We start from the raw sequence: 22,860 nt of genomic DNA, 5'->3' as shown, positions 1-22,860 counted from the left end.
TTTTTATTGTTTTTATGCAGTTGCTTTAGGTTTTCTAAACATTAACCAAAAACCGATCAACACTAGCGGAATACTCAACACCTGACCTGTGTTCAATGTATTGAACACCCAATCTTCTCTTCCTTCTACTTGTGCTTCTTTTAAGAATTCTATTACAAAACGTAACGACCATAATACCACCATAAACAGTCCGAATAAAAAGCCTGTTTGATTTTTCTTGTCTGTTTTCCAATAGAAATACCACAAAGCAAAGAATAGTACTAAATAACTAAATGCTTCGTATAATTGGGTTGGGTGACGCGGTACCGTCTCTCCTGCTCTTTTAAAGATGACTCCAAAGCTGCTTCCTGTTGGTTTTCCGTAAATTTCAGAATTAAAGAAGTTTCCGAAACGGATGAAAAATCCTGCTAAGGCTACCATAATTCCTAATCTATCTAGAATAAACAACCATGGTTTTTGTAAGTGTTTCTTAGCGTAAAAGTACATGGCTATTGGAATTGCTATTGCTGCTCCATGACTTGCGAACCCTGTAAACCCGGTAAATTTCCATCCATCTAACAATCCGAATAAAGCCGAAGCTCCTTCTTGCTTTTTAAATGGTAATATGATTTCTAGTAAATGATTTTGATAATAATCCCAACTGTAAAAAAAAACGTCTCCTAAACGCATTCCTATCAACATAGAAACGAATACGTACATAAATAACGGATCTAGTTTTTCAACAGCAATGTTATCGTTGATATATATCTTTTTCATTAATTGAAGTCCTAAAATAAACGCTGCTACAAACATTAAACTGTACCAACGAATACCAAAACCTCCTAAGTTTATTATTTCTGGGTTCCAATCCCATACTATGGATAAAAAATTCATCTACTTTAATTTGGTTTTTGTGTCATTGCGAACCTTTCGGCTGTCAATTAAGACAAGTTAAAATGAAGCTATCTCATAAGATTACTTCGTTGTAAACTTCTCAATGACAATTATTATTTTTCTTTTTTCTCTGGAACAGGATCGTAACCGCTTCCTCCCCAAGGGTGACAATTAAAAATTCTTTTCAATGCCAACCAACCACCGTACAATAATCCGTGTTTTTGCAACGCTTCAATTGTGTAGCTTGAACAGGTTGGTGAATACCTACATGTTGCTGGTGTAAACGGAGATATGGCTGTTTGATAAAATCGAACTAGTAATATAAACGGATATGTTAGTATTTTTTTCAATTAGTTAACTGTAAATGTTGTTCCTTCTCTACCGTCTTTTAATTGAATCCCTAACTCCAGTAATCTATCACGAATTTCATCAGACAATGCCCAATCTTTATTTTCACGTGCTTCTTTACGCATGCTAATTAACATTTCAACTACACCACTTAGTTTGTCTGAATTATTTCCTTCTGAAGTTTCATTCATTAGTCCTAATACATCAAAAACAAACGCATTGATTGTATTTTTAAACACTTCTAAGTCATCGGTAGTTAAACTTGCTTTTCCTTCTTTTATTTGATTGATAACTTTTACTGCTTCAAATAAATGTGCTATTAAAATTGGTGTATTAAAATCATCATTCATGGCATCGTAGCAATCTTGTCTCCATTTTTCAACATCAAATGAAGAAGAACTACCTGCTTCTATTTTATCCAAGAAATCTACAGCTTCCATCAACTTTGCATGCCCTTTTTCAGCAGCTTCTAACGCTTCTCCAGAAAAGTCTAAAATGCTTCTATAGTTCGCTTGCATATTGAAAAAACGAACGACACTTGCAGAAAACGGTTTTCCTAAAATGTTATTTTCTCCCGTTAAAATTTCATTTGGTAAAATAAAGTTCCCTGTTGACTTTGCCATTTTTTGACTGTTCAACAATAACATGTTGGTATGCATCCAGTAATTTACTGGTTTAACACCACTACAGGTTTGCGATTGTGCAATTTCACACTCATGATGCGGGAATTTTAAATCCATTCCTCCACCGTGAATATCAAATTGCTCACCTAAGTACTTTGTACTCATTACTGAACATTCTAAATGCCAACCTGGGAAACCATCACTCCAAGGTGAAGGCCAACGCATAATATGACGTTCATCTGCTTTTTTCCAAAGTGCAAAGTCTTGCGGATTTCTTTTGTCTGACTGTCCGTCTAACGCTCGTGTGTTATGAATAGCGTCTTCAAATTTTCTACCAGAAAGAATTCCGTAGTTACCCGTTTCGTTATATTTTAATACATCAAAATACACCGAACCGTTTACTTCATAAGCAAAACCTTTCTCCATGATTTCTTTAATCATTTCAATCTGTTCTACAATATGACCTGTTGCTGTAGGCTCTATACTTGGTGGTAAAAAGTTGTAGTTGTTTAATACATTATGGAAATCAACTGTATAACGTTGCACTACCTCCATCGGTTCAATTTCCTCTAGTCGTGCTTTCTTTGCAATTCTGTCTTCTCCTTCATCTGCATCGTTTTCTAAGTGACCAGCATCGGTAATATTACGCACATAACGTACCTTGTACCCAAGGTGTAATAAATAACGATACACCACATCAAAAAACATAAAAGTTCGTACGTTTCCTAAATGGGCGTTGCTATATACTGTAGGACCACATACATACATACCTACGCGTCCTTCAGTTACTGGTTTGAAAAGCTCTTTTGATTTGGTTAAAGAGTTATATATTTTAAGTTGATTTTCTTTGTATAATTCCATAGTAAAAATGACTATTTGCAATCGCTAATATAGGCACTTTATAAAGAATATAGAAAAAGAATTTGGCAGCAATTTTGTAGAAATAAAAAGTAATTTTGTTTGTATTTCTTATTGATTTTTAACTTTTAACTGACTGTATTTACCATCTATTTCAATTTTCTTATCGTTTGAAATTAAAATAAACTCTCCATTATATTCTACACTTCCATCTTTTCGTTTCTTAACCTTACCACTCTGAATATCGAATTTTTTGTTTATTCCTGCTAAATCAACTCCCGCATCTGAATAGCTTAAAAGTACTTTTAAATTATCATGGCTAGGGTGTACTTTGGTAATGGTTAAGTTTCCAAACTTATTATTCACTTCAACATTACTATAAACATTGTTTACTACCAATCCTGACGAATTAGCGTTTACGGTTGTATTGGTAACCGATGCTAATTGAGCATCGGTTACATTATTTAAGAACAACGTACAAGCGTTTAATGAATTTATGTTTACTGGTGAAAATGAAATATTTAATTTTCCACCGTCAAGTGCATCAGCTTTAAAGGTTCCATAACTAACCTTTCCTGAAGCTTTGGTTTTTGGAAGTTTTACTTTACAGTGACGTGTATTCAAGTCAAAGGTTGCTGATTTTGGGACTTTTATTGTAATCTTCTTTGTGATTTTTACTTTTTTTCCATTAATCATAAGGTTATTGCTGTCAGAAGCGTAAGAATAATTCATGCGAACTTTTTTCATCTCTTCTCTTGCCTTGTGCATTTCTTCTCTAGCTTTGGCAAGTTCTTTTCTGATTTCTTCTCTATTTATTTTTCTAATTTCAGCTCTAGCTTTCGCCATTTCTTTTCTCAATTCTTTTTCATTGAGACGCTCTTTCTTAACGCTTTCTAATTCTTTTTTTATCTCTCTTTTTCTTTCTTCTTGATGTTTTTTAAACTCTTTATACTTATCTGTTTTCTTAAATTCTTCCCACTCTTTTTTTGACTTAATAGTAATATCGTTTACCCCATCTTTCCATTGAAAGAAGTAATTTCCTCCATCTTTTGCATACTTATCAAAGTCAAATTCGATGTCTTCTAAACCAGTAACGATTTCTTTAAAGTTAATTTCTGGGATGTTAATTTCAGGAATCTCTGGGATTTCAGGCATCTCCGGAATTCTTACTTCTGGAATTACCACAACCTCATCATTCCCGTCAAATTGAAATACTCTTGGGTAATTATTGTCTGATGAATTGAAGAATACAATATTGTCTCCTCCTATTCTAAAGCTATTTCTATTGGCATTAATTTGTACCTTGCTTTTATTCCCTAAAGCTTCAAACTTCCAGTTGTCTAAATATTTTTGAGCTTCTTTTTTATCGAGTCCTTCCACTTCCACAACTGCTTCTACTGAAACCTCGTTTTTGTTCCATGTAGTTACCTCTACATCTGCATTAGATGCATTGATAGTAACTACTACGTCTTTATTTGTTTTAAAATTTTCACTAAACTTTTTGTTGTATTTCTGTGCAGATACAACGCCAGTTACTAACAGTAAAAAAACACTGATGTTAAATTGTTTGAATGTCATTTTGAGTTGGATTTTTAAATTCTTGTAATTGTTTTTGCATACGTTTTAACAGCTGTAAACGCAATTGCAGGTTTCCAATCAATGCATTGATAGTATCGTCGTTAACTCCTTTTGTATTGAGCTCTTTGGTTAACGATTTATATTCTTTGGTTAATTCACCTAACTTAGTTAAGTAACCATCAAAAAGTTCTTTATTATCGTCAGTTAATTCTAACTGGCTTAATTCGTAATTTATGGTGTTTACATAATAATCTTCTACTGTTTTTAATTCAGGTGAAATGGCTCCTAAACTAATTTGATTTTGAGTTTCTTTTGGAAGCTCTGTTATTATTGGGGCTACAGTATTTGTTGGGTATAACTGAATTCCCAAACTCACCAACAACACAATAGATGCTGCTATATACAACCACTGATATGTTTTTTTTGTTGAGGGTGTTGCATGCAATTCATCTAGCAACTTTTGTTGAAAACGCTGTCTGTGATTTGTTGATAACCTCTCTGTGTTTTCAACATTGTTTTTTAGTATTTCTCTAATATCTTTAGACATGATGTACTGCTTTTAATTGTTCTTGCACTTGTCTTTTTCCTCTTAATAAATGTGTTCTCGAACTCACTTCCGAAATTCCTAATATCTGAGAGATTTCTCCGTGATCATACCCTTCTAATAAAAACAGGGTTAACACAACTCTATATTTTTCTTTTAATTGCTGAATGCAGTTTACAATATCTTGATACGATATCGTGGCGGCTACATTCCAATTATCATCATCTGCTACTGTGGTAATTTCTTCGTTAATAGAAACCAGTTCTAATTTTCTCTTCTTTAAATAATCAATACTTTGGTTGATAACGATTCTTTTTAACCAAGCACCAAACGCTACTCCTTCTTTATATGAATCAATATTTTTAAATGCTTTTACAAATGCTTCTTGCATTACATCTTCCGCAATAAACGAATCTTTTACATACCGTAACGCCACTGTATGCATAGCATCACAATACAAGTCATACAATTGCATTTGTGCTTTTGCATCATTGTTTTTACAGGCATCTATTACCGGTTGATGTAACTGTTTAGTTGATTTCATTCTTGATTTCTTACCCTAAATACGAGACTTTTCCCACCGCGTTGCATTTTCCTGCATTTTTATTTCTAAATTTACGTTATTATTTTGTTTTACCTACATAATGACCGACAAAGACACATCTGCACTCTCTGAAAAAGACGGGGTTTTCCAGCCTGAAACCACCAGTAAATCCTCTGCAGAAAAAATAAAGCGCAACAGAAGAAAAACTACCACGACCGAAGAATTTGTTACTCAAATAGTTGCTGGTAATATTCCTTTTTTAAGTAGAGCTATTACCTTAGTGGAAAGTACTAATCCAAAACACCAACAACAAGCCAATGAAATTTTAGAAGCTTGTTTACCGCATGCCAATAAATCGGTTAGAATTGGAATTACGGGTGTTCCTGGTGTAGGAAAAAGTACATTTATTGAGGCTTTTGGTAAACATTTAACTTCCTTAGGTAAAAAAGTAGCTGTTTTGGCGGTAGACCCAAGTAGCTCTATTAACAAAGGAAGTATTTTAGGTGATAAAACACGTATGGAGGAATTGGTAACCGATGCAAATGCTTTTATTCGTCCTTCTCCTTCTGGAACTTCGTTGGGTGGTGTTGCTCAAAAAACACGTGAAAGTATTATTTTATGTGAAGCTGCTGGTTTTGATACTATTATTATTGAAACGGTGGGTGTGGGACAGTCGGAAACTGCTGTACATTCTATGACCGACTTTTTTTTATTATTGAAATTGGCAGGTGCTGGTGACGAATTACAAGGTATTAAACGCGGAATTATTGAAATGGCTGATGCGATTGTGATCAATAAAGCGGATAGCGGTAATGAGAAAAATGCTAAACTGGCAAAAGTAGAGTTCAATAGAGCTTTACACTTATACCCTGCTAAGGAAAGTGGTTGGCAACCCAACGTTTTATTAGCAAGTGCGCTGCATCATCAAGGAATTGATGCTATCTATGCTATGATTGAAGAGTACATGAGTTTAGTGAAAAAATCAGGTTATTTTCAACAGAAAAGAAATGAACAAAATAATTATTGGTTGTTAGAAACCATTAATCAACAATTGAAAAATAACTTTTATAATAACCCAAAAATTAAAGAACTTTTAAAACGGGAGGTAGCAAAGCTAGAAAGTGGAAAAACCACACCATTTACTGCTGCCAAACGATTGCTAGAAAATAACTAAACTATGGAAGCCCATAATGGGCACTTAATAAAATTTTATTTTTAAACAATTAATTTAAAACTAATAAACACCTAACTGGTATTATTTACAGACATATGGAAGAGAACACCCTCACTTGGAACGATTTTACGAAAGTAGAGATGCGTATTGGCACCATTATTTCTGCGGAAATTTTTAAAGAGGTTAAAAACCCTGCCTATAAAATGCAAGTTGATTTTGGTGATTACGGAATAAAAAAAACCTCAGCTCAGATTACTAAACTGTATCAACCTGAAGATTTGATAGGAAAGCAAGTGGTTGCTGTGGTAAACTTTCCAAAAAAACAAATTGCGAATATGATGAGCGAATGTCTGGTATTAGGTGGCTTAGGTGATGATAAAGAGGTTACTTTGTTAACTCCTGAACGTACTGTTAAAAACGGGACGAAGATTGCATAGCATCCTTTCTTAGATTTTTTAATTAAGTATTGTTTATCTGCTGGAAATAAGAAAAGTCTGCTTTTAAGCTCTTGTAAATTACTACCCCAGTCCCTTTTTTAAATTTAGAAAAGTAATGCTGTCAAATTGTTGCTCTAAAAAATCAATTGCTCGTTGACTACGTACTCCTGATTTACAATAAACCACTACAGGTTTGTCTGTTGCTATTTCTTTGTACCGTTGGGCAAGCTCTCCTAACGGAATATGCTGTCCGCCTATGTGATGTTGCTCTCGTTCCCAATCTTCCCGAACATCCAATAAATTATAAGTTGTCAGATTGTTTTGTAGTTCTTTCAAAGTTATTTCGTGGGTCGCTGTTTTAATTCCACAAAAGAATTCATAATCGTTATCTAACTCCGTTACCTCAGCTTTATCGGTTCTTTCAAACTTCAAGAGCATTTGACGCATGCTTAAGGTATCATACATCAATAATTTATCAGCTAACACCTCTCCTATTCCACAAATGATTTTAATGGTTTCATTGGCTTGTAAGCTTCCTATAATTCCGGGTAAGACACCTAGTACTCCTATTTCTGAACAATTGGGGGATTCTTCTGGTTTGGGTGGCGTTGGATACAAACATCGATACGTAGCACTTCCCTGATAATTAAACACGCTTACCTGTCCTTCAAACTTAAAAATAGCCCCATATATCAACGGTTTTTGAGTGAGTACCGCTGCATCGTTGGTTAAATAACGAGTCGCAAAATTATCACTCCCGTCTACAATTACATTGTACTGTTGAAATAAAGAGATTGCATTTTTATTAGTTAACTTTTCTTTATACACATGAAATTGAACAAAAGGATTCAATCTTGACAAACGATGGGCAGCTGTTTCTGCTTTAGACTTTCCTATATCATCTATGGTATATAAAACTTGGCGTTGTAAATTACTTTGATCTACTACATCATCATCTATAATTCCAATCGTACCTACACCTGCTGCCGTTAAATATTGCAATACAGGACACCCCAATCCACCAGCACCGATTACCAATACTTTGGCCTGTTTTAGTTTTAGTTGTCCTTCTTCCCCTATTTTATCGAGAATTAAATGACGATTATATTGTTTTTGTTCTTCGTTTGTTAGCATTTGGCTTTTGGCATTTGGCATTTGGCATTTGGTTGTTGGCTTTTGGCTTTTGGCTTTTGGCTTTTGGCTTTTGGCTTTTGGCTTTTGGCTTTTGGCTTTTGGCTTTTGGCTTTTAATATTATTTTTTCAGTTTTCTGTACAAGACATTTAACATTTTTCTTACCGAAACTATTTCTTTATTCAAGTTTTCATGATCTTTGTACGACAAATAATTCAATTCACTTGCAAATTCTAGAAGATACTCAACCTCAGCTGATGAACCTGATGCTATATTAACAAAATAAGCAAATTCTTTTTCTGTATTTCTACTAACTCCTTCAACAATATTCGTTGGGACTGATAATGAAGCTCTTCTTAATTGTGAGGTTATTCCATATATTTCTTCTTTAGGAAAGCCTTTAGTTAATTTATACACTTTTAATGCTAGCTCATGTGATTTTTTCCACACTTCAAACTTTCGATAATTTCTCATAGCTTTTTTATTTGTTTTTTAATCTTAATCATTATCTCAAAAATCAAGCACTAACAGCTAAAAGCCAGTCTACCCAAACTGCTCCCAATCTTTCCAAACCACTTCCAATCCCTGACCTTTTAGCATCTGTACAATTGCTTCTGTACTTCGTTCGTCTGAGATTTCAAATTGCTCTAACGATTGTGGTTCAACACTATACCCTCCTGGGTTTGTTTTAGACTCAGCGCTTATTGAGGTTGCCCCTAAATTAACAATATTATTTCGAAAAACTTCGCTTTCTCGGGTAGACATTGACAGCTCTACGTCTTCATCTAACATCCTAAATGCACAGATTAATTGTACCAAATCGGCATCCGTCATTTCAACCTTGGGTTCTAATCCTCCTGAATATGGTCTTAGTCTTGGAAATGAAATAGAATACTTCGTTTTCCAATAGGTCTTCTGTAAATATTTTAAGTGCAATGCGGTAAAAAAGCTATCAGCTCGCCAATCTTCCAGTCCAAATAAAGCGCCTAAACCTATTTTATGAATTCCTGCTTTTCCTAACCTGTCAGGCGTTTCTAAACGGTATTCAAAATTCGATTTTTTTCCCTTCGGATGGTGTTTTTTATATTCTTCTTGATGATAGGTTTCTTGATATACCAACACTGCGTACAATCCGTTTTCGATTAACAATTCATATTCATTTTGATCTAACGGTTGTACTTCAATCGTAATATTTGAAAATTGAGAACGAATGAGCTGAATCGCATTTTTAATATAATCAACTCCCACTGTTTGATTGGCTTCTCCAGTTACTAACAAAATATGATCGTATCCTTTCGCTTTTAAAAAAGCAACTTCTTTCAATATTTCTGCATCGGTTAAGGTTCTCCTCGGAATTTTGTTTGTAAAACTGAATCCGCAATACGTACATATATTTTGGCATTCGTTACTTAAATACATCGGAGCATACATTTGTATGGTATTTCCAAATCGCTTTTTAGTCAACAAACGACTTCTTTGTGCCATTTGCTCTAAAAATGGTTTTGCTACAGGAGATATCAACGCTTTGAAATCTTCTAAATCGAGTTTATCCTTTGATAAAGCGCTTTCAACATCAACGGATGTTTTATCGAATATGCTTTGTAAAGTTTCATCCCAATTGTATTGGTTGAATATTTCTTTAAAGCTATTGGGTTTTAGCTCCTGACTCTTGGCTCTTGGCTTCTGAATATTACTTGGTTTGTTTACTAACATGGTATTAACTTAAAATAAGCTAATGACTAAAAGCCAACAGCTTTAATTTAAAAAACTTGTTAACGGACTACTTGCTTCCGCTTGTTTTCTTACAGGAGCTAGTTTTGCTTCATAGGCCATTCTTCCTGCTTCTACAGCCATTTTAAAGGCTTGCGCCATAGTTACTGGATTTTGTGATACTGCAATAGCTGTGTTTACCAAAACAGCATCGGCTCCTAATTCCATAGCATAGGCTGCATGAGAAGGGGCTCCAATACCAGCATCTACCACTACTGGAATAGTAGATTGTTCTATAATGATTTCTAAAAACTCTAAGGTTTTCAATCCTTTATTACTTCCAATAGGTGCTCCTAAAGGCATTACACATTGGGTTCCTACTTCTTCTAATCGTTTACATAAAACTGGATCTGCATGAATATACGGCATTACTACAAATCCTTTTTTTACTAACGCTTCTGCTGCTTTTAAGGTTTCTATAGGATCCGGCAATAAATACCTTGGGTCTGGATGTATTTCTAATTTTACCCAATTTGTTTCTAATGCTTCTCTGGACAATTCTGCTGCAAAAACAGCTTCTTTTGCGGTACGAACTCCTGAAGTATTCGGTAATAAATTGATTCTTGTGTGATTTAAATGTGATAAAATATCATCTTCTTCGTTTTGAACATCTACTCTTTTTAAAGCAACTGTTATCAGTTCACTTTCTGAAGCTAACAAAGCTTCTTTCATTAATTGTGAGGAGCTAAATTTTCCTGTCCCTGTAAATAATCGTGAGGTAAATGTTTTATCGGCTATGGTTAAGTTGGTATTCATTGTTACTGATTTATTGTGCTCCTATTTTGTACACTTGTTCGTTAGTACTTGGTGCTTTTAAAATTTTGTGGAATGCAGGAATCGAGTTAAAATTCTGAGTAATCGTTCCTGAAACAGCGACTCCATAGACTCCTGTGTTTATAATTTCAGATACATCTTCTATAGTGATTCCTCCAATGGCTATTATTGGAGTGGTTGTTTTTAATTCTTCTAAGATTGCTTGATAACCAACAACTCCTAAAACTGGACTTAAATTCTTTTTAGTTTCAGTAAACTGAAAAGGGCCTAAACCGATATAATCGACTCCCTTTTCTAAGAGTTTTTTACAATCTTCCAACGTATTGGCTGTTCCTCCTACGATATATAAATCACCTAAATACGCTTTTGCTTTTAACGGACATATATCTGTTTTTCCTACATGAACTCCATCTGCGTTGATTTCTTTAGCTACTTTATAGTAGTCGTTTATAATTAAACGCGTTTGAAAATGACTCGTAATTTCTCTTGCCTTTTGAGCTGTTTCTAAAATAGTTTTCGGATCCAGATTCTTTAATCGAAGTTGCACCCATTCTGCTCCAGAAGCACAGGCTCTTTGAATATTTTCTAAATGCTCTTCTGGTGTTTTTCCTTGTGTTATATAATGTAGTTTACTTATCATTCTTTTTAGTTATTAGTGTATTAATAGGAGTTAAGGAATTAAGGAGTTAAGATTTATTAAGGATACTCCTACAATACGCATTCAACATTTTACGTACTTCCTCTATTAGTTCTTTTTCTTTGGTAATACTTTTTATATATCCTAAATCTTTAGATAAAATTAAGAAGTAACGACATTCTTCTAGTGATGCTTGTGCTATATTGTAAAACCGTAACTTTTCTTTATTGTTAATTCTTTTATAGCCTTCTGTACTATTTGCTGTTATTGATATTGCTGCTCTTCTAAATTGTGATGTTAAACCATACAACTCTTCTTTTGGAAATTGCTTAGACATCTTATACACTTCCAACACAAACTGGTGTCCTTTTTGCCAAACTAGTAAATCTTCGAATGATCTTGTTTTTTTCATATACTTATTTTTTATGGTATCATTTCTGCTCAAACTCTTTACTTTTAAATACTTTAATTACTTATAAGAGTGCTCTCCTAAGAGCGTTTTATTAGAGTTTAAAAATTGTTCTGTGTACCATTTGGCATTTATACATGCATCTTCAATAGGAAGTTGTTTGGCTATGTTTGACGCTAAAGCGGAAGACAACACGCAACCGCTTCCATGCTTTTCAAAAACAGTTATAGCTTTCGGTGGAATATTCAGCTGTACTATCTTACTCACTAAGTGAGTTTTTAATTCTCTGATGTTAATATTATAATCTCCATTGTTTGTTCCTTTTAATTTTATTTCTGAATTCCCCTCTAGCTGTTGGTAATAATATACTTCATCCCACCCCCTTTTATCTTCTCTATGTCCACCTTTTAAGTAAATGTTGGTTCTTTCTGAAAGAAACTCAATCGTTTCTTCTATTGATTTATTAGGAAACAACCCATTAATTTCCTCATAATTGGGAGTGATAAAATCACAGTGTTGCAATACTTTTTCAAACACCTCCATATCCTCTTCGGAATGAAAATCAAACCCAGCACTGGCTTTTAAAACAGGATCCAACACTATGTTTATGGATGAATTGTATTTTTTTAGTGTTTGAATAACTTCTAATAAGATACTCCAAGATTGAATGATTCCTATTTTTACTACTGATAGTTCAAAGCGTTCAAATAAGGTTTCTATTTGATTGATGATGGTTTCTTTATCAATCCAAACACAGTCTTTAAAATCAATATCATTTTGAACTGTAACAGCTGTACATACCGATAATCCATATAATCCATGTGCTTCAAAAGTTTTAATATCCGAAGTCAATCCTGCTCCACTTGATGGATCAAAACCTGCAATGGTTAGTATGTATTGTTTTTGTTTCATGTTTCTATACTTTCTTTTTTCCATTGATAAAAAAAGAAACAAAAAAATCTAGTCTTGCCTCCTCTTTGCTTATAAAAGCTCATCCTTTAAGTTAAATGAAAAGAACTCACTCCGTTCAAACAGCTTTTCATTTTTAACACTTCTTGTGGTGGATTTTAATGACTTGATTTGACTATGACTTTTCTAATTCAATTGACTTTATTTACTTTAATCAAAAGACTATTTTGTAAATTTTTCATAATGATGCTTGATATTTTTAAAACTTTCAACTGGATTTTCTGCATTCCAAACTCCTCCTAAAACTCCTATTCCTTGAAAACCTAATGCTAACGTTTTTTCAATGGTATCGGTATTGATTCCTCCCATTCCTATAATCGTTTTATCTATATGATTTACATCAAAACCTCTTCCTTCGTAATCTTTCTTTGAAATGGATGAAAAAACAGGACTCAGTAAATGATAATCAAATTCGATATCACAATTCGCTAAGACTGAAGGTTCGTGAAAAGAACTACTCATCGTTTTTCCTATCATATCTAGTCCAATAAAATATTCGCTTCCATTCTCTAAAGCATCAATTCTTTTTTGCTCTTGAAAATGAATTCCTTTTAGGTTGAATTTATTAATGAGTTCATGAAAATAATGAGTAACTATTCTATCATGATACTTTTTATCTATCTGATTCAAATAAGCCTCATGCTCTTCGTAATTCTTCTCAGGTTTTCTGAAATGATAATAGTCCAATCCTTCTTCAAATAATTGATGTAGGATTTCAATTTCATTCGGAATGTCTTTTTCTGGAGCTATGAGAATAATCATATATTAGGGATTAGGTTAAAGGAGTTAGGAATTAGAAATAGTACTATTCTAATTCCTACTCATTTATTTTATTTATAGATAAACTTCTGAACCTTTGTCTTTAAATTCTTTGGATTTCTCCTCCATTCCTTTTGCAAACACCTCATCTCCTTCTACTTTATTTTCAGCTGCAAAATCACGTACTTCTTGAGATATTTTCATAGAACAGAACTTTGGCCCACACATCGAGCAAAAATGTGCAATTTTAGCTCCTTCAGCAGGTAATGTTTCATCGTGATATTCTCTTGCTAGTTCCGGATCCAATCCTAAATTGAATTGATCTTCCCAACGGAACTCAAAACGCGCTTTACTTAACGCATCATCTCTGTGTTGCGCCCCAGGATGTCCTTTTGCTAAATCAGCTGCATGGGCTGCTAATTTATAGGTTACCACTCCAGTACGCACATCTTCTTTATTGGGTAATCCTAAATGTTCTTTTGGCGTTACATAACACAACATCGCACAACCATACCAACCAATCATCGCTGCTCCAATTCCTGAAGTAATATGATCGTATCCTGGAGCAATATCCGTGGTTAAAGGCCCTAAAGTATAAAACGGAGCTTCATCACACGCTTCCAATTGTTTATCCATATTTGCTTTAATCATGTGCATTGGTACGTGACCAGGACCTTCAATGAAACACTGTACTTCATGTTTACGTGCTATTTTGGTTAGTTCCCCCAAAGTTTCTAATTCAGCAAATTGAGCTTCATCATTCGCATCAGCGATACAACCAGGACGTAAACCATCTCCTAACGAAAAAGCAACATCATAGGCCTTCATAATTTCACAAATCTCTTCGAAATGGGTATATAAAAAGCTTTCTTTATGATGTGCTAAGCACCATTTTGCCATAATAGATCCTCCTCTAGATACAATTCCGGTAATACGTTTTGCCGTCATAGGTACATAACGCAAACGAACTCCTGCATGAATTGTAAAGTAATCTACTCCTTGCTCAGCTTGTTCAATTAAAGTATCTCTAAAAATTTCCCACGTCAAGTTTTCAGCTATTCCGTTTACCTTTTCTAAAGCTTGATAAATAGGTACAGTTCCTACTGGTACTGGTGAGTTACGGATAATCCACTCACGAGTTTCATGTATATTTTTTCCTGTAGATAAATCCATGATATTATCTGCTCCCCAACGGCATGCCCAAACTGCTTTTTCTACTTCTTCTTCTATGGATGAGGTGGTAGCTGAGTTTCCAATATTCGCATTAATCTTCACCAAGAAATTACGTCCTAAAATCATAGGTTCAGCTTCTGGGTGGTTGATATTTGAAGGAATTACCGCGCGTCCTCTAGCAACTTCTTCTCTTACAAACTCAGGAGTTATTTTTGCTGGAATACTCGCTCCAAAATCTTGCCCTGGATGTTGTTTTGATAAGCGTGTCATTTCATCTATTCGTTGATTTTCACGAATGGCAATGTATTCCATTTCTGGAGTAATGATTCCTTTTTTTGCGTAATGTAACTGTGTTACATTGTGTCCTTTTTTTGCTCGCTTAGGTTTATGCTTTAAGTTAAATCGCAAATGATCTAGACTTTTATCATTCAATCGCTCATTACAATAATCAGAAGTAAATTCATTTAACTCATCCACATCTGCTCTCTCTAAAATCCATTGTTCACGAATGCGTTCCAATCCATTATGAATATTAATTTCTTTTGTTGGATCTGTATAGGGACCTGAAGTATCATATACCGTAATTGGCTCATTAGGAGTTCTTTTTTTAGTCATCGAATCCACCGTATCACTCAATTCGATTTCGCGCATGGCTACTTTTATCTGTGGATGAATATTTCCTTGAACATATATTTTTTTTGAGTTCGGGAACGGTTGTCTTGTTACACCATCGTGTTTGGGTGCCGTATCTTTTTTCTTCATTTTAGGGTTGCTTGTTTATTGCTGTATAATTTTGTTTGCTGAACATATTATCCTCCTTGTGTAGATGTAATGATTAAGATAGCGTCATTATTTTGGAGGAGTTTTGAAGACCAATCTGATTTTTTAACCACACTACTATTAACAGCAATAGCTATTCCATTCGTTTGAATTTGTAATTTTTCTACCAATTCTTGTAACGTTAATGAGCTTGAAAATTCTTGTGGGTTTTCGTTTACTTTTATTGTTATCATAATTAACCTATTTAAAGTAAACTGTAGAAGAAATTCAGAATTGTTTTATACTAAACAATACCTAAATAAGATTTTACAACTTTTCCCTACGCTGGTGTTAACCATATCAGGTTCAAAGGATATTTCTCAAACTAGTGAACTAGCTACTCCTAAAGTTTACTGCAACAAATATAAGTGTTTATTTTTTCTAAACGATCTCTATAAAAACAAAAAAGCGAACTAATTAGTTCGCTTTTTTGTTTATTTTTTAACCCTATAAGGTTACAACTTTTTTGGTTACTTCTTCAAGTACTTCAAAGGCGGTTTCAGCCATTTTATTTCCTTTCAAATCTAATAACGGATTTACTTCAACAAACTCTACACAAGCTACTTTATTACTTGCCAACAATCCGTTAATTATATCAATGATTTCATGTTGATCAAATCCTTTTGGTACAGGAGTACCTGTTCCATAAGAAATCATATCGCAATCCATTGCATCAACGTCAAACGACACATAAATTACATCGCAATCAGCTAGTTTATCTAAAGCTTCATTTACACAAACCTCTAATCCGCGGTAACGAACCTCTGCAACCCTATAGTTTTTAATCCCATATTTCTCCATTTGTTTGTTTTCTGGCTCTTCTGTGTCACGAACTCCAAAGAATACAATATCTTGAGGTGCTACTTTTTGTCCAAGAGCGCCTATGTTTTTCATACGCTCCCACAATTCAGATGTTTCTCTATCAACGTCGTTAATTTGACAATCTAAATTATCATCTGCAATAGCGGCAGCTAATGGCATCCCGTGAATATTTCCGGATGGTGACGTATAAGGTGAGTGTAAATCTCCATGAGCATCTATCCATACCACCCCCACTCTTTGGGTTGGGTACGCTGCTTTTACACCACTAATTGTGCCTAATGCAGAAGAATGATCACCCGATAAAACTATTGGGAATTTTCCTTCTTGTAAATTTACTTTTACATGATTGCTTAAACGTTTACATTGATTAAAAACACTATCTATTCGTTTAGCGAATGAATTATTTACTTTGTTATAAATAGATTCATTTTCTGTAATCACATCTTCAAAATCAAAAGAGTCAAAGTAATTACTTTTTTTATTAATTGCTGCTATCTCAATAGCGTCAACTCCCATATCAGATCCACGAGTTCCTGCTCCAATATCTGATCTGTTTTTGATAATTTTAATTTCTTTCATCATCAGTTATTTTACATAAAAAAAATGTCATTTAATTATTTTAAATGACACTTTTTAAATAGTTTATCTCTTGTCTAATTCAACGAATTCCCTTAAATTCTCTCCAACATAAACTTGACGTGGACGACCAATTGGTTCTTTGTTTAAACGCATTTCTCTCCATTGTGCTATCCAACCTGGTAAACGTCCTAAAGCAAACATCACTGTAAACATTTCTACAGGGATTCCCATAGCTCTGTATATAATACCTGAATAGAAATCTACGTTTGGATATAACTTTCTTTCAACAAAATATGGATCATTCAACGCTTCTTGTTCTAATCCTTTTGCTATCTCTAAGATTGGATCCTGAACTCCTAAGTCATTTAGCACTTCATCAGCAGCTTTTTTAATGATTCTTGCTCTTGGATCGAAGTTTTTATATACACGGTGTCCGAATCCCATTAAACGGAAAGGATCGTTTTTATCTTTAGCTTTCGCCATGTATTTTTTTGTATCTCCTCCATCTTCTTTAATTGCTTCTAACATTTCCAATACTGCTTGGTTTGCTCCTCCATGTAAAGGCCCCCATAAAGCTGAAATACCTGCTGATAATGATGCGAATAAGCCTGCATGAGAAGATCCTACAATACGTACTGTAGATGTAGAACAGTTTTGTTCGTGATCTGCATGTAAAATTAACAATTTATCTAGCGCATTCTTTACGATTGGATTTAACTCGTACTCATCATTGGGCTTCTGAAACATCATTGTTAAAATGTTTTCTACATAACCTAACTTACGAGATCCATAGTTTAGTGGTAATCCTTGTTTCTTACGTAAAGTCCAAGCTACTAATACCGGGAATTTCCCCATAATTTTAACAATCGCTTTGTACATGTCTTCTTCTGAGTCAACGTTTACAGAAGATGGATTAAATGCGGTTAATGCAGATGTTAGTGATGATAACACTCCCATTGGATGTGCGTTCTTTGGAAATGCATCAATTATTTTTTTGATGTCATCATCAACAATAGCTTCATCTAAGATGTCTCCATAAAACTTTTCTAATTGTTCCTTAGTTGGTAATTCTCCAAAGATTAAAGCATAAGCAACTTCTAAAAAGTCTGCTTTTTCTGCTAATTCTTCAATTGAGTACCCTCGATATCTTAAAATTCCTTCTTCTCCATTCAAAAATGTTATAGCACTTTGGCATGAACCTGTATTCTTATATCCTGGATCTATGGTTATAACTCCATCCGTGACTCCTCTTAAGGCTTTTATATCAATTGCAGTTTCATTTTCTGTTCCCTTTACTAAAGGAAACTCATACGTATTTTCGCCAATTTGTAATTTTGCTATATCTGACATTTTTTAACTATAATTTTTTATGATTGAAGTGAGTTGCGAAGATACCATTTTTTGGATTATTTTAAAAGAGCAAATGGATAGATTTTTAATATAAAAAAATAATAATTTCTTATTTAAAATCCTTTTAAAAATTAGCTACTTTACTTATATAAAAAACAATTAAAAATTGCAAACCTATTGCTAAACCATAGACTGAGCGGAAAACCATATTATTTGGTGTTTTATTTCCTAAAATAGGCTGTTCAATAGTATAAGAATCATGACCCCAAAAACATTAAAGACAACTCTAAAATCGTCAAAATCTTCTAATTCTATGATGGAAAATTGTATTCCCACCTTATATTCCCTTCTCCTCTTTTATTTTTATATTGTTTGAAACACCTATACTTCTCGCGGTCATAACCTATATATTAACACTTTCATAATTTCTAAAATAATAACGTAACGTTGCTCCTTGCTTTAGCCCTGTGATGATGCTTTGTTATGATTGGTGTTGTATCCCTACCACTGCCCCTAAAGTTAATTTTCTTAGAATAGGGTAATTTATATATTATAAAAGAGTTCGAAAGACAAACGTCGTTTGATTTCTTAAGCCGAAAAGTATTCGTCTGTACTAAAATAGTATTGGATTTTACTTGGAAGGGAAGATCCAAATTCAACAGTTTGAATAAGCTTAAGAGCTAACTCAGTTGGGGTCTTTTTTCCTTTAGAAATTTCTTTACCTGTTTGTACCGCATCATCAATACTTATTTGAGCCTTTGAAAGGTAAACTGTAAAGAATAATATAATAAATATGGTTGTTCTTCTTTTCATAGCCTATAGCTGTTTAATTTTTTATTTTCTAACTAACAAAAATAGTACCCACATCCAACCAGAAAACTTATGCTAATACACAGCCTCTAAATCAATAAAAACATCACTCTAAGGCTTTTTACAAAAAAAATAACATTGCGATAAAAAATGTTAAATTTTTGTTATTTTTTTATCAATCAAACAGCTATACCTATTTTTCAAAAAAATTAATTCAATTCACAAAACCTTTCACAATGAAAAATTTTAAATTTATTATTGCCTTATTATGCATATCCTTTCTTACTGTACAGTGTACACAAGAAGAAAGTAATCTTACAAATGATAATGCACCTACAGGTATCAGTTCACCAAATATGTTAGATGTTAACAACGCTGACCATTACACAGTTGATGGTTTTGGTCCGAACTCTTATTGGGCTGAATACATTGTTAACCAGTCTACTACTAACTTTTTAAAAACACAACACAACAGTGCTGCTAATTTTTTTGGTATGGGGAATGTTCCTTTATATTTAGCAGGTGGAGACGGAACATTTAATGCACTATCTTACTATAATGGCTACATCGTATGGGGAGAAGAACTATTAGCAAGTGCTTTAAGCTATGGTAATGCTGCCATTGCCTATGTTGCGGCGCATGAAATGGGACATCAGGTACAGTTTAGAGACAATACTATACCTAGTGGTAATCACGTTAGTGCTACTGAATTAGAAGCTGATGGATTTGGAGGATATTTTATCCGAAGAACTTATACAAGTAACTGGAATACTGCTGCTGCTGCTTATAATTTTTCACAAACATTAGCTGGACCTAATGGAAGCTCTCACGGTACTGCTTCTCAAAGAAGATCTGCTTTTAGATTAGGATATTTATTAGGAGACAACGGAACTTACTCTAATAGAAATTTTGACAGCAATTTCTTTTACTACTATGACTATTATGTTGTTGGGGGTAGGTTAAAATCAGAATTAAAAAAACCTGCGTCTATAGAACAAAGTCAGCATGAAAATATTGTAGCTCATTTAGAAGAATTACATAAAATTTACACGGGAGAAATTTCTGAAGAAGAATTCGTAAACTTAAATTAATAAACAACTAAAACAAACGAATTGAATTTGATTTCAAAGGCTGTCCCTTATATGTTAAGACAGCCTTTGTTTTTTTATTTTTATATTACTTAACCTTGATTTGGTTTTTCTTGATTTTCTTCATAATTCTTTTTAAAGCACTATGAATAATAAGGGTTGAATTTTTAGAAAGCGCATAATCATTATCCCTTTCAGAAACAACTAATTTGCCAACTACTGTTTGACTGTATATTATTTCAAACATGTTTAAATCATAGATACTAAGTGTTACCTCACCAATATTTTTAGAAGGGTCAGTTTGAGAGCTTCCTGCTCCTAAAATATCTACTTCATCAGATATATTTTTAGTTCTAATATCAATAAAGTAATCATAACCTGTGCTATTTTTTATATCTTGTAAAATAGATTTATCAAGTCTAGCTGAGATATTACTGGGAATTAATACTCCTTTCATGTTGCTAACCACCGAAAGTCTATTACCTATAAGCTCAGAAAATCGTTCATTTGCCACTTCAGTTAAACCATCTTTTCTAGTGTTTTTAAAAGAGGTAACATCATTTAACAACCACTTTCCTTTTCTGAAATCTAATCGTGAATTTACATCTCCAGAATGAGTATATTTTACCGAATTACAAGATGTAATTACAATAGCAACAAGTAATGTGTATAAATATTTCATATGTCTATAAATCAAACCCTAAATTTAATTGTAACATTAAAGGTAGAAAATAACCATCACCATTGATATCAAAATAATAAATAGGTCCCATGTCAAATAACAAGTGGAAATTTTTACCATATTTACGTTGAATCCCCCATGTAGGTCCTACTGCAAAGTCTAAACCATCAGTTCCGTTAGAATTACCAAATAAAGACGCTCCTCTTGTTAAAACTCTTGCTGAAATAAAGTTCCCTGAATTATTAGTTGTGTTTAAACCTTTGGTTTTACGTTTCTCAAAATTATAAAACCATTTATGCTGTACATCTAAAAAAGGATTAAATGAGGTAATAAACCCAGAGCCTGCTGTATGATCTGTATGTGGATAACTAACACTATAGCCAATTCCTGTTCCTATAGAAAGCGTAGATGTATTTCCTGTTGGTATTTCATATTCCACTCCTGGATTTTAAGAAATTTACTCTCCAAACACTTTGTGTTTGTTTTTCTTGGCATTTTACTGTCAAAGCTGTAAAGCTTATTAATAGTGTAAAAACAATTTTCCTCATTATTCTTTCTTCTCTTTCTCTTAATTCACAAACTTCAATTCTACGTGCTTTTTTATTTAATAATTAATTCATGGGCAAACACAAATAAAACAAGATAAAACTATATTACCTCACTTTTTTTAAAAAAACATAAAAAATGGCAATAATAAAAAAGCCCGTACTTAAGTACGAGCTTTAAAGTTTATTTGTAAAATAATTTATTTTACTTTAAATGCTTTTTCTTGTGGATAATACGCTACATCTGCTAATTCTTCTTCAATACGCAATAATTGATTGTATTTCGCCATACGATCAGAACGTGAAGCAGAACCTGTTTTAATTTGTCCACAGTTTAATGCTACAGCTAAATCCGCAATGGTATTATCTTCGGTTTCTCCTGAACGGTGACTCATTACAGAAGTATATCCTGCATTATGCGCCATGTTTACTGCGGCAATTGTTTCTGTTAAGGTACCTATTTGATTTACTTTTATTAAAATTGAATTGGCAATACCGTTTTCAATACCTTTTGATAAACGCTCAACATTGGTTACAAATAAATCATCTCCCACTAACTGCACTTTATTTCCTACTTTGTCTGTTAACATTTTCCATCCACTCCAATCGTTCTCATCCATTCCATCTTCAATAGAAATAATAGGATACTTTTCACATAACTCAGCTAAATAAGTTGCTTGCTCTTCTGAAGTTCTTACAGCGCCTTTATCTCCTTCAAACTTTGTGTAATCATATTTTCCATCTATATAAAATTCGGCAGAAGCACAATCTAATGCAATCATCACTTCTTCTCCAAATTTATATCCAGCATTCTTAGTTGCTAAAGCAATTGTTTCAATTGCATCCTCAGTTCCTTCTAAAGTTGGAGCAAAACCTCCTTCATCTCCTACAGCTGTAGATAAGTTACGGTCATGCAATACTTTCTTTAAGTTGTGAAAAATTTCAGAACCTACTTGCATTGCTTCAGTAAAATTTTTAGCCTTTACTGGCATAACCATAAATTCTTGGAATGCAATTGGTGCATCTGAATGCGATCCTCCATTAATGATATTCATCATAGGAACTGGTAAGGTGTTTGCTGAAACTCCGCCTACATAACGATATAATGGTAATCCTAATTCATTAGCTGCTGCTTTTGCTGCTGCTAAAGAAACACCTAAAATAGCATTTGCTCCTAAAACTGATTTGTTCGGAGTTCCATCTAAATCAATCATCAGTTGATCGATCATGTTTTGCTCAAATACAGATACTCCTAATAACTCTTGGGCAATAACTGTGTTAACATTTTCAACCGCTTTTAACACACCTTTCCCCATATAATTAGCACCTCCATCACGTAATTCAACAGCTTCGTGTTCTCCTGTAGAAGCACCAGAAGGTACTGCTGCTCTACCTACAACACCGTTTTCGGTAGTTACATCTACTTCTACAGTTGGATTTCCTCTTGAATCAAAAATTTGACGTGCATGAATGTTTATTATAATACTCATAGTTCTTTATTTTTAATATAGATTCCCGTGAAGTAACAATCACGGGAATTTATTTATGATACTTTTTTGAAAT

The 22,860-nt window shown here is 33.6% G+C and carries 25 protein-coding genes and 1 riboswitch; of the genes, 3 read left to right on the top strand and 22 right to left on the bottom strand.

The genetic code is table 11. From position 1 onward, the window contains the following. Positions 1-12 precede the first annotated feature (12 nt). The 6 genes from lgt to ACN0WY_RS07925 form a co-directional block, all read right to left on the bottom strand. The gene (gene lgt / locus ACN0WY_RS07950) at positions 13-873 is read right to left on the bottom strand and encodes a prolipoprotein diacylglyceryl transferase (protein WP_330489070.1); all 861 of its coding nucleotides are present in this window, start codon (positions 871-873) and stop codon (positions 13-15) included. Between the two features lie 113 nt (positions 874-986). Continuing rightward, positions 987-1,223, bottom strand: coding sequence for a membrane protein insertion efficiency factor YidD (gene yidD, locus ACN0WY_RS07945; protein ID WP_417800019.1), 237 nt, complete (start codon positions 1,221-1,223; stop codon positions 987-989). After that, a complete protein-coding gene (cysS, locus tag ACN0WY_RS07940; protein ID WP_330489068.1) occupies positions 1,224-2,705 on the bottom strand; it encodes a cysteine--tRNA ligase in 1,482 nt (493 codons plus the stop codon). It lies immediately after the preceding gene. Between the two features lie 108 nt (positions 2,706-2,813). Then, complete coding sequence (locus ACN0WY_RS07935) at positions 2,814-4,280, bottom strand: coiled-coil domain-containing protein (protein ID WP_417800018.1); 1,467 nt, start codon at positions 4,278-4,280, stop codon at positions 2,814-2,816. Then, positions 4,261-4,827 (bottom strand): hypothetical protein, encoded by a 567-nt coding sequence (locus ACN0WY_RS07930; RefSeq protein WP_417800017.1) that lies wholly within the window; start codon positions 4,825-4,827, stop codon positions 4,261-4,263. The genes ACN0WY_RS07935 and ACN0WY_RS07930 overlap by 20 nt, the downstream gene beginning before the upstream one ends. Further along, positions 4,820-5,368, bottom strand: coding sequence for an RNA polymerase sigma factor (locus ACN0WY_RS07925; RefSeq protein ID WP_417800016.1), 549 nt, complete (start codon positions 5,366-5,368; stop codon positions 4,820-4,822). Before ACN0WY_RS07925 ends, ACN0WY_RS07930 begins: the two co-directional genes overlap by 8 nt. Positions 5,369-5,468: 100 nt before the next feature. Between ACN0WY_RS07925 and meaB the strand changes: the two genes are divergently transcribed. Together meaB and ACN0WY_RS07915 are read left to right on the top strand one after the other, a co-directional pair. After that, positions 5,469-6,542, top strand: coding sequence for a methylmalonyl Co-A mutase-associated GTPase MeaB (gene meaB / locus ACN0WY_RS07920; RefSeq protein ID WP_417800015.1), 1,074 nt, complete (start codon positions 5,469-5,471; stop codon positions 6,540-6,542). Positions 6,543-6,637: 95 nt separating this feature from the next. Continuing rightward, on the top strand, positions 6,638-6,979 hold the full coding sequence (locus ACN0WY_RS07915; protein WP_417800014.1) for a tRNA-binding protein: 342 nt from the start codon (positions 6,638-6,640) through the stop codon (positions 6,977-6,979). A gap of 81 nt (positions 6,980-7,060) precedes the next feature. On the opposite strand, the gene moeB is transcribed toward ACN0WY_RS07915, so the two are convergent. From moeB to ACN0WY_RS07850, 13 genes are all read right to left on the bottom strand, one after another. After that, on the bottom strand, positions 7,061-8,134 hold the full coding sequence (gene moeB / locus ACN0WY_RS07910; protein WP_417800013.1) for a molybdopterin-synthase adenylyltransferase MoeB: 1,074 nt from the start codon (positions 8,132-8,134) through the stop codon (positions 7,061-7,063). A 97-nt stretch (positions 8,135-8,231) separates the two neighbouring features. Continuing rightward, on the bottom strand, positions 8,232-8,585 hold the full coding sequence (locus ACN0WY_RS07905; RefSeq protein ID WP_417800012.1) for a four helix bundle protein: 354 nt from the start codon (positions 8,583-8,585) through the stop codon (positions 8,232-8,234). A 69-nt stretch (positions 8,586-8,654) separates the two neighbouring features. Then, on the bottom strand, positions 8,655-9,824 hold the full coding sequence (gene thiH / locus ACN0WY_RS07900) for a 2-iminoacetate synthase ThiH (RefSeq protein WP_417800011.1): 1,170 nt from the start codon (positions 9,822-9,824) through the stop codon (positions 8,655-8,657). Between the two features lie 42 nt (positions 9,825-9,866). Then, complete coding sequence (locus tag ACN0WY_RS07895) at positions 9,867-10,637, bottom strand: thiazole synthase (protein ID WP_417800010.1); 771 nt, start codon at positions 10,635-10,637, stop codon at positions 9,867-9,869. Between the two features lie 10 nt (positions 10,638-10,647). Next, on the bottom strand, positions 10,648-11,295 hold the full coding sequence (gene thiE, locus ACN0WY_RS07890; RefSeq protein WP_417800009.1) for a thiamine phosphate synthase: 648 nt from the start codon (positions 11,293-11,295) through the stop codon (positions 10,648-10,650). 46 nt (positions 11,296-11,341) lie between these two features. Next, the gene (locus tag ACN0WY_RS07885; protein WP_417800008.1) at positions 11,342-11,704 is read right to left on the bottom strand and encodes a four helix bundle protein; all 363 of its coding nucleotides are present in this window, start codon (positions 11,702-11,704) and stop codon (positions 11,342-11,344) included. 57 nt (positions 11,705-11,761) lie between these two features. Then, the gene (locus tag ACN0WY_RS07880) at positions 11,762-12,613 is read right to left on the bottom strand and encodes a hydroxymethylpyrimidine/phosphomethylpyrimidine kinase (protein ID WP_417800007.1); all 852 of its coding nucleotides are present in this window, start codon (positions 12,611-12,613) and stop codon (positions 11,762-11,764) included. 219 nt (positions 12,614-12,832) lie between these two features. Beyond that, positions 12,833-13,432 (bottom strand): thiamine phosphate synthase, encoded by a 600-nt coding sequence (locus tag ACN0WY_RS07875; RefSeq protein ID WP_417800006.1) that lies wholly within the window; start codon positions 13,430-13,432, stop codon positions 12,833-12,835. A 72-nt stretch (positions 13,433-13,504) separates the two neighbouring features. Then, complete coding sequence (thiC, locus tag ACN0WY_RS07870; protein WP_417800005.1) at positions 13,505-15,364, bottom strand: phosphomethylpyrimidine synthase ThiC; 1,860 nt, start codon at positions 15,362-15,364, stop codon at positions 13,505-13,507. Positions 15,365-15,411: 47 nt separating this feature from the next. Beyond that, positions 15,412-15,615: a sulfur carrier protein ThiS gene (gene thiS / locus ACN0WY_RS07865; RefSeq protein ID WP_417800004.1), complete on the bottom strand. Its 204-nt coding sequence runs from the start codon at positions 15,613-15,615 to the stop codon at positions 15,412-15,414. Positions 15,616-15,681: 66 nt separating this feature from the next. Then, a riboswitch (TPP riboswitch) is annotated at positions 15,682-15,776 on the bottom strand. A 92-nt stretch (positions 15,777-15,868) separates the two neighbouring features. Then, on the bottom strand, positions 15,869-16,822 hold the full coding sequence (locus ACN0WY_RS07860; RefSeq protein ID WP_417800003.1) for an arginase: 954 nt from the start codon (positions 16,820-16,822) through the stop codon (positions 15,869-15,871). Between the two features lie 63 nt (positions 16,823-16,885). After that, positions 16,886-18,172 carry a citrate synthase gene (locus tag ACN0WY_RS07855; protein ID WP_330489052.1) on the bottom strand — a complete coding sequence of 429 codons (1,287 nt, stop codon included), beginning with the start codon at positions 18,170-18,172 and terminating at the stop codon, positions 16,886-16,888. A 588-nt stretch (positions 18,173-18,760) separates the two neighbouring features. Continuing rightward, positions 18,761-18,985: a hypothetical protein gene (locus ACN0WY_RS07850; RefSeq protein WP_417800002.1), complete on the bottom strand. Its 225-nt coding sequence runs from the start codon at positions 18,983-18,985 to the stop codon at positions 18,761-18,763. Between the two features lie 233 nt (positions 18,986-19,218). On the opposite strand from ACN0WY_RS07850, the gene ACN0WY_RS07845 reads away from it, so the two are divergent. Further along, positions 19,219-20,073, top strand: coding sequence for a hypothetical protein (locus tag ACN0WY_RS07845; RefSeq protein WP_330489050.1), 855 nt, complete (start codon positions 19,219-19,221; stop codon positions 20,071-20,073). A gap of 85 nt (positions 20,074-20,158) precedes the next feature. Here ACN0WY_RS07845 and ACN0WY_RS07840 read toward each other — a convergent pair whose 3' ends face one another. The 3 genes from ACN0WY_RS07840 to eno all read right to left on the bottom strand — a co-directional run bounded on the left by ACN0WY_RS07840 (position 20,159) and on the right by eno (position 22,787). Beyond that, positions 20,159-20,752 (bottom strand): hypothetical protein, encoded by a 594-nt coding sequence (locus ACN0WY_RS07840; protein WP_417800001.1) that lies wholly within the window; start codon positions 20,750-20,752, stop codon positions 20,159-20,161. 4 nt (positions 20,753-20,756) lie between these two features. Then, a complete protein-coding gene (locus ACN0WY_RS07835; RefSeq protein ID WP_417800000.1) occupies positions 20,757-21,191 on the bottom strand; it encodes a hypothetical protein in 435 nt (144 codons plus the stop codon). Positions 21,192-21,497: 306 nt separating this feature from the next. Continuing rightward, positions 21,498-22,787, bottom strand: coding sequence for a phosphopyruvate hydratase (gene eno, locus ACN0WY_RS07830; RefSeq protein WP_417799999.1), 1,290 nt, complete (start codon positions 22,785-22,787; stop codon positions 21,498-21,500). Positions 22,788-22,860: the final 73 nt, after the last annotated feature.

Origin of the sequence: Tenacibaculum sp., from assembly GCF_048269885.1 — a bacterium.
Lineage (GTDB): Bacteria > Bacteroidota > Bacteroidia > Flavobacteriales > Flavobacteriaceae > Polaribacter.
The sequence above is the reverse complement of the archived record's forward strand: the minus strand, read 5'-3'. Positions and strand labels throughout refer to the sequence as shown.

Excerpts from the sequence above, each read along its gene's own strand:
- lgt (WP_330489070.1), bottom strand. The coding sequence starts at position 873 with ATGAATTTTTTATCCATAGTATGGGATTGGAACCCAGAAATAATAAAC.
- cysS (WP_330489068.1), bottom strand. The coding sequence starts at position 2,705 with ATGGAATTATACAAAGAAAATCAACTTAAAATATATAACTCTTTAACC.
- ACN0WY_RS07935 (WP_417800018.1), bottom strand. The coding sequence starts at position 4,280 with ATGACATTCAAACAATTTAACATCAGTGTTTTTTTACTGTTAGTAACT.
- ACN0WY_RS07930 (WP_417800017.1), bottom strand. The coding sequence starts at position 4,827 with ATGTCTAAAGATATTAGAGAAATACTAAAAAACAATGTTGAAAACACA.
- ACN0WY_RS07925 (WP_417800016.1), bottom strand. The coding sequence starts at position 5,368 with ATGAAATCAACTAAACAGTTACATCAACCGGTAATAGATGCCTGTAAA.
- meaB (WP_417800015.1), top strand. The coding sequence starts at position 5,469 with ATGACCGACAAAGACACATCTGCACTCTCTGAAAAAGACGGGGTTTTC.
- ACN0WY_RS07915 (WP_417800014.1), top strand. The coding sequence starts at position 6,638 with ATGGAAGAGAACACCCTCACTTGGAACGATTTTACGAAAGTAGAGATG.
- moeB (WP_417800013.1), bottom strand. The coding sequence starts at position 8,134 with ATGCCAAATGCCAAAAGCCAAATGCTAACAAACGAAGAACAAAAACAA.
- ACN0WY_RS07905 (WP_417800012.1), bottom strand. The coding sequence starts at position 8,585 with ATGAGAAATTATCGAAAGTTTGAAGTGTGGAAAAAATCACATGAGCTA.
- thiH (WP_417800011.1), bottom strand. The coding sequence starts at position 9,824 with ATGTTAGTAAACAAACCAAGTAATATTCAGAAGCCAAGAGCCAAGAGT.
- ACN0WY_RS07895 (WP_417800010.1), bottom strand. The coding sequence starts at position 10,637 with ATGAATACCAACTTAACCATAGCCGATAAAACATTTACCTCACGATTA.
- thiE (WP_417800009.1), bottom strand. The coding sequence starts at position 11,295 with ATGATAAGTAAACTACATTATATAACACAAGGAAAAACACCAGAAGAG.
- ACN0WY_RS07885 (WP_417800008.1), bottom strand. The coding sequence starts at position 11,704 with ATGAAAAAAACAAGATCATTCGAAGATTTACTAGTTTGGCAAAAAGGA.
- ACN0WY_RS07880 (WP_417800007.1), bottom strand. The coding sequence starts at position 12,613 with ATGAAACAAAAACAATACATACTAACCATTGCAGGTTTTGATCCATCA.
- ACN0WY_RS07875 (WP_417800006.1), bottom strand. The coding sequence starts at position 13,432 with ATGATTATTCTCATAGCTCCAGAAAAAGACATTCCGAATGAAATTGAA.
- thiC (WP_417800005.1), bottom strand. The coding sequence starts at position 15,364 with ATGAAGAAAAAAGATACGGCACCCAAACACGATGGTGTAACAAGACAA.
- thiS (WP_417800004.1), bottom strand. The coding sequence starts at position 15,615 with ATGATAACAATAAAAGTAAACGAAAACCCACAAGAATTTTCAAGCTCA.
- ACN0WY_RS07860 (WP_417800003.1), bottom strand. The coding sequence starts at position 16,822 with ATGAAAGAAATTAAAATTATCAAAAACAGATCAGATATTGGAGCAGGA.
- ACN0WY_RS07855 (WP_330489052.1), bottom strand. The coding sequence starts at position 18,172 with ATGTCAGATATAGCAAAATTACAAATTGGCGAAAATACGTATGAGTTT.
- ACN0WY_RS07850 (WP_417800002.1), bottom strand. The coding sequence starts at position 18,985 with ATGAAAAGAAGAACAACCATATTTATTATATTATTCTTTACAGTTTAC.
- ACN0WY_RS07845 (WP_330489050.1), top strand. The coding sequence starts at position 19,219 with ATGAAAAATTTTAAATTTATTATTGCCTTATTATGCATATCCTTTCTT.
- ACN0WY_RS07840 (WP_417800001.1), bottom strand. The coding sequence starts at position 20,752 with ATGAAATATTTATACACATTACTTGTTGCTATTGTAATTACATCTTGT.
- eno (WP_417799999.1), bottom strand. The coding sequence starts at position 22,787 with ATGAGTATTATAATAAACATTCATGCACGTCAAATTTTTGATTCAAGA.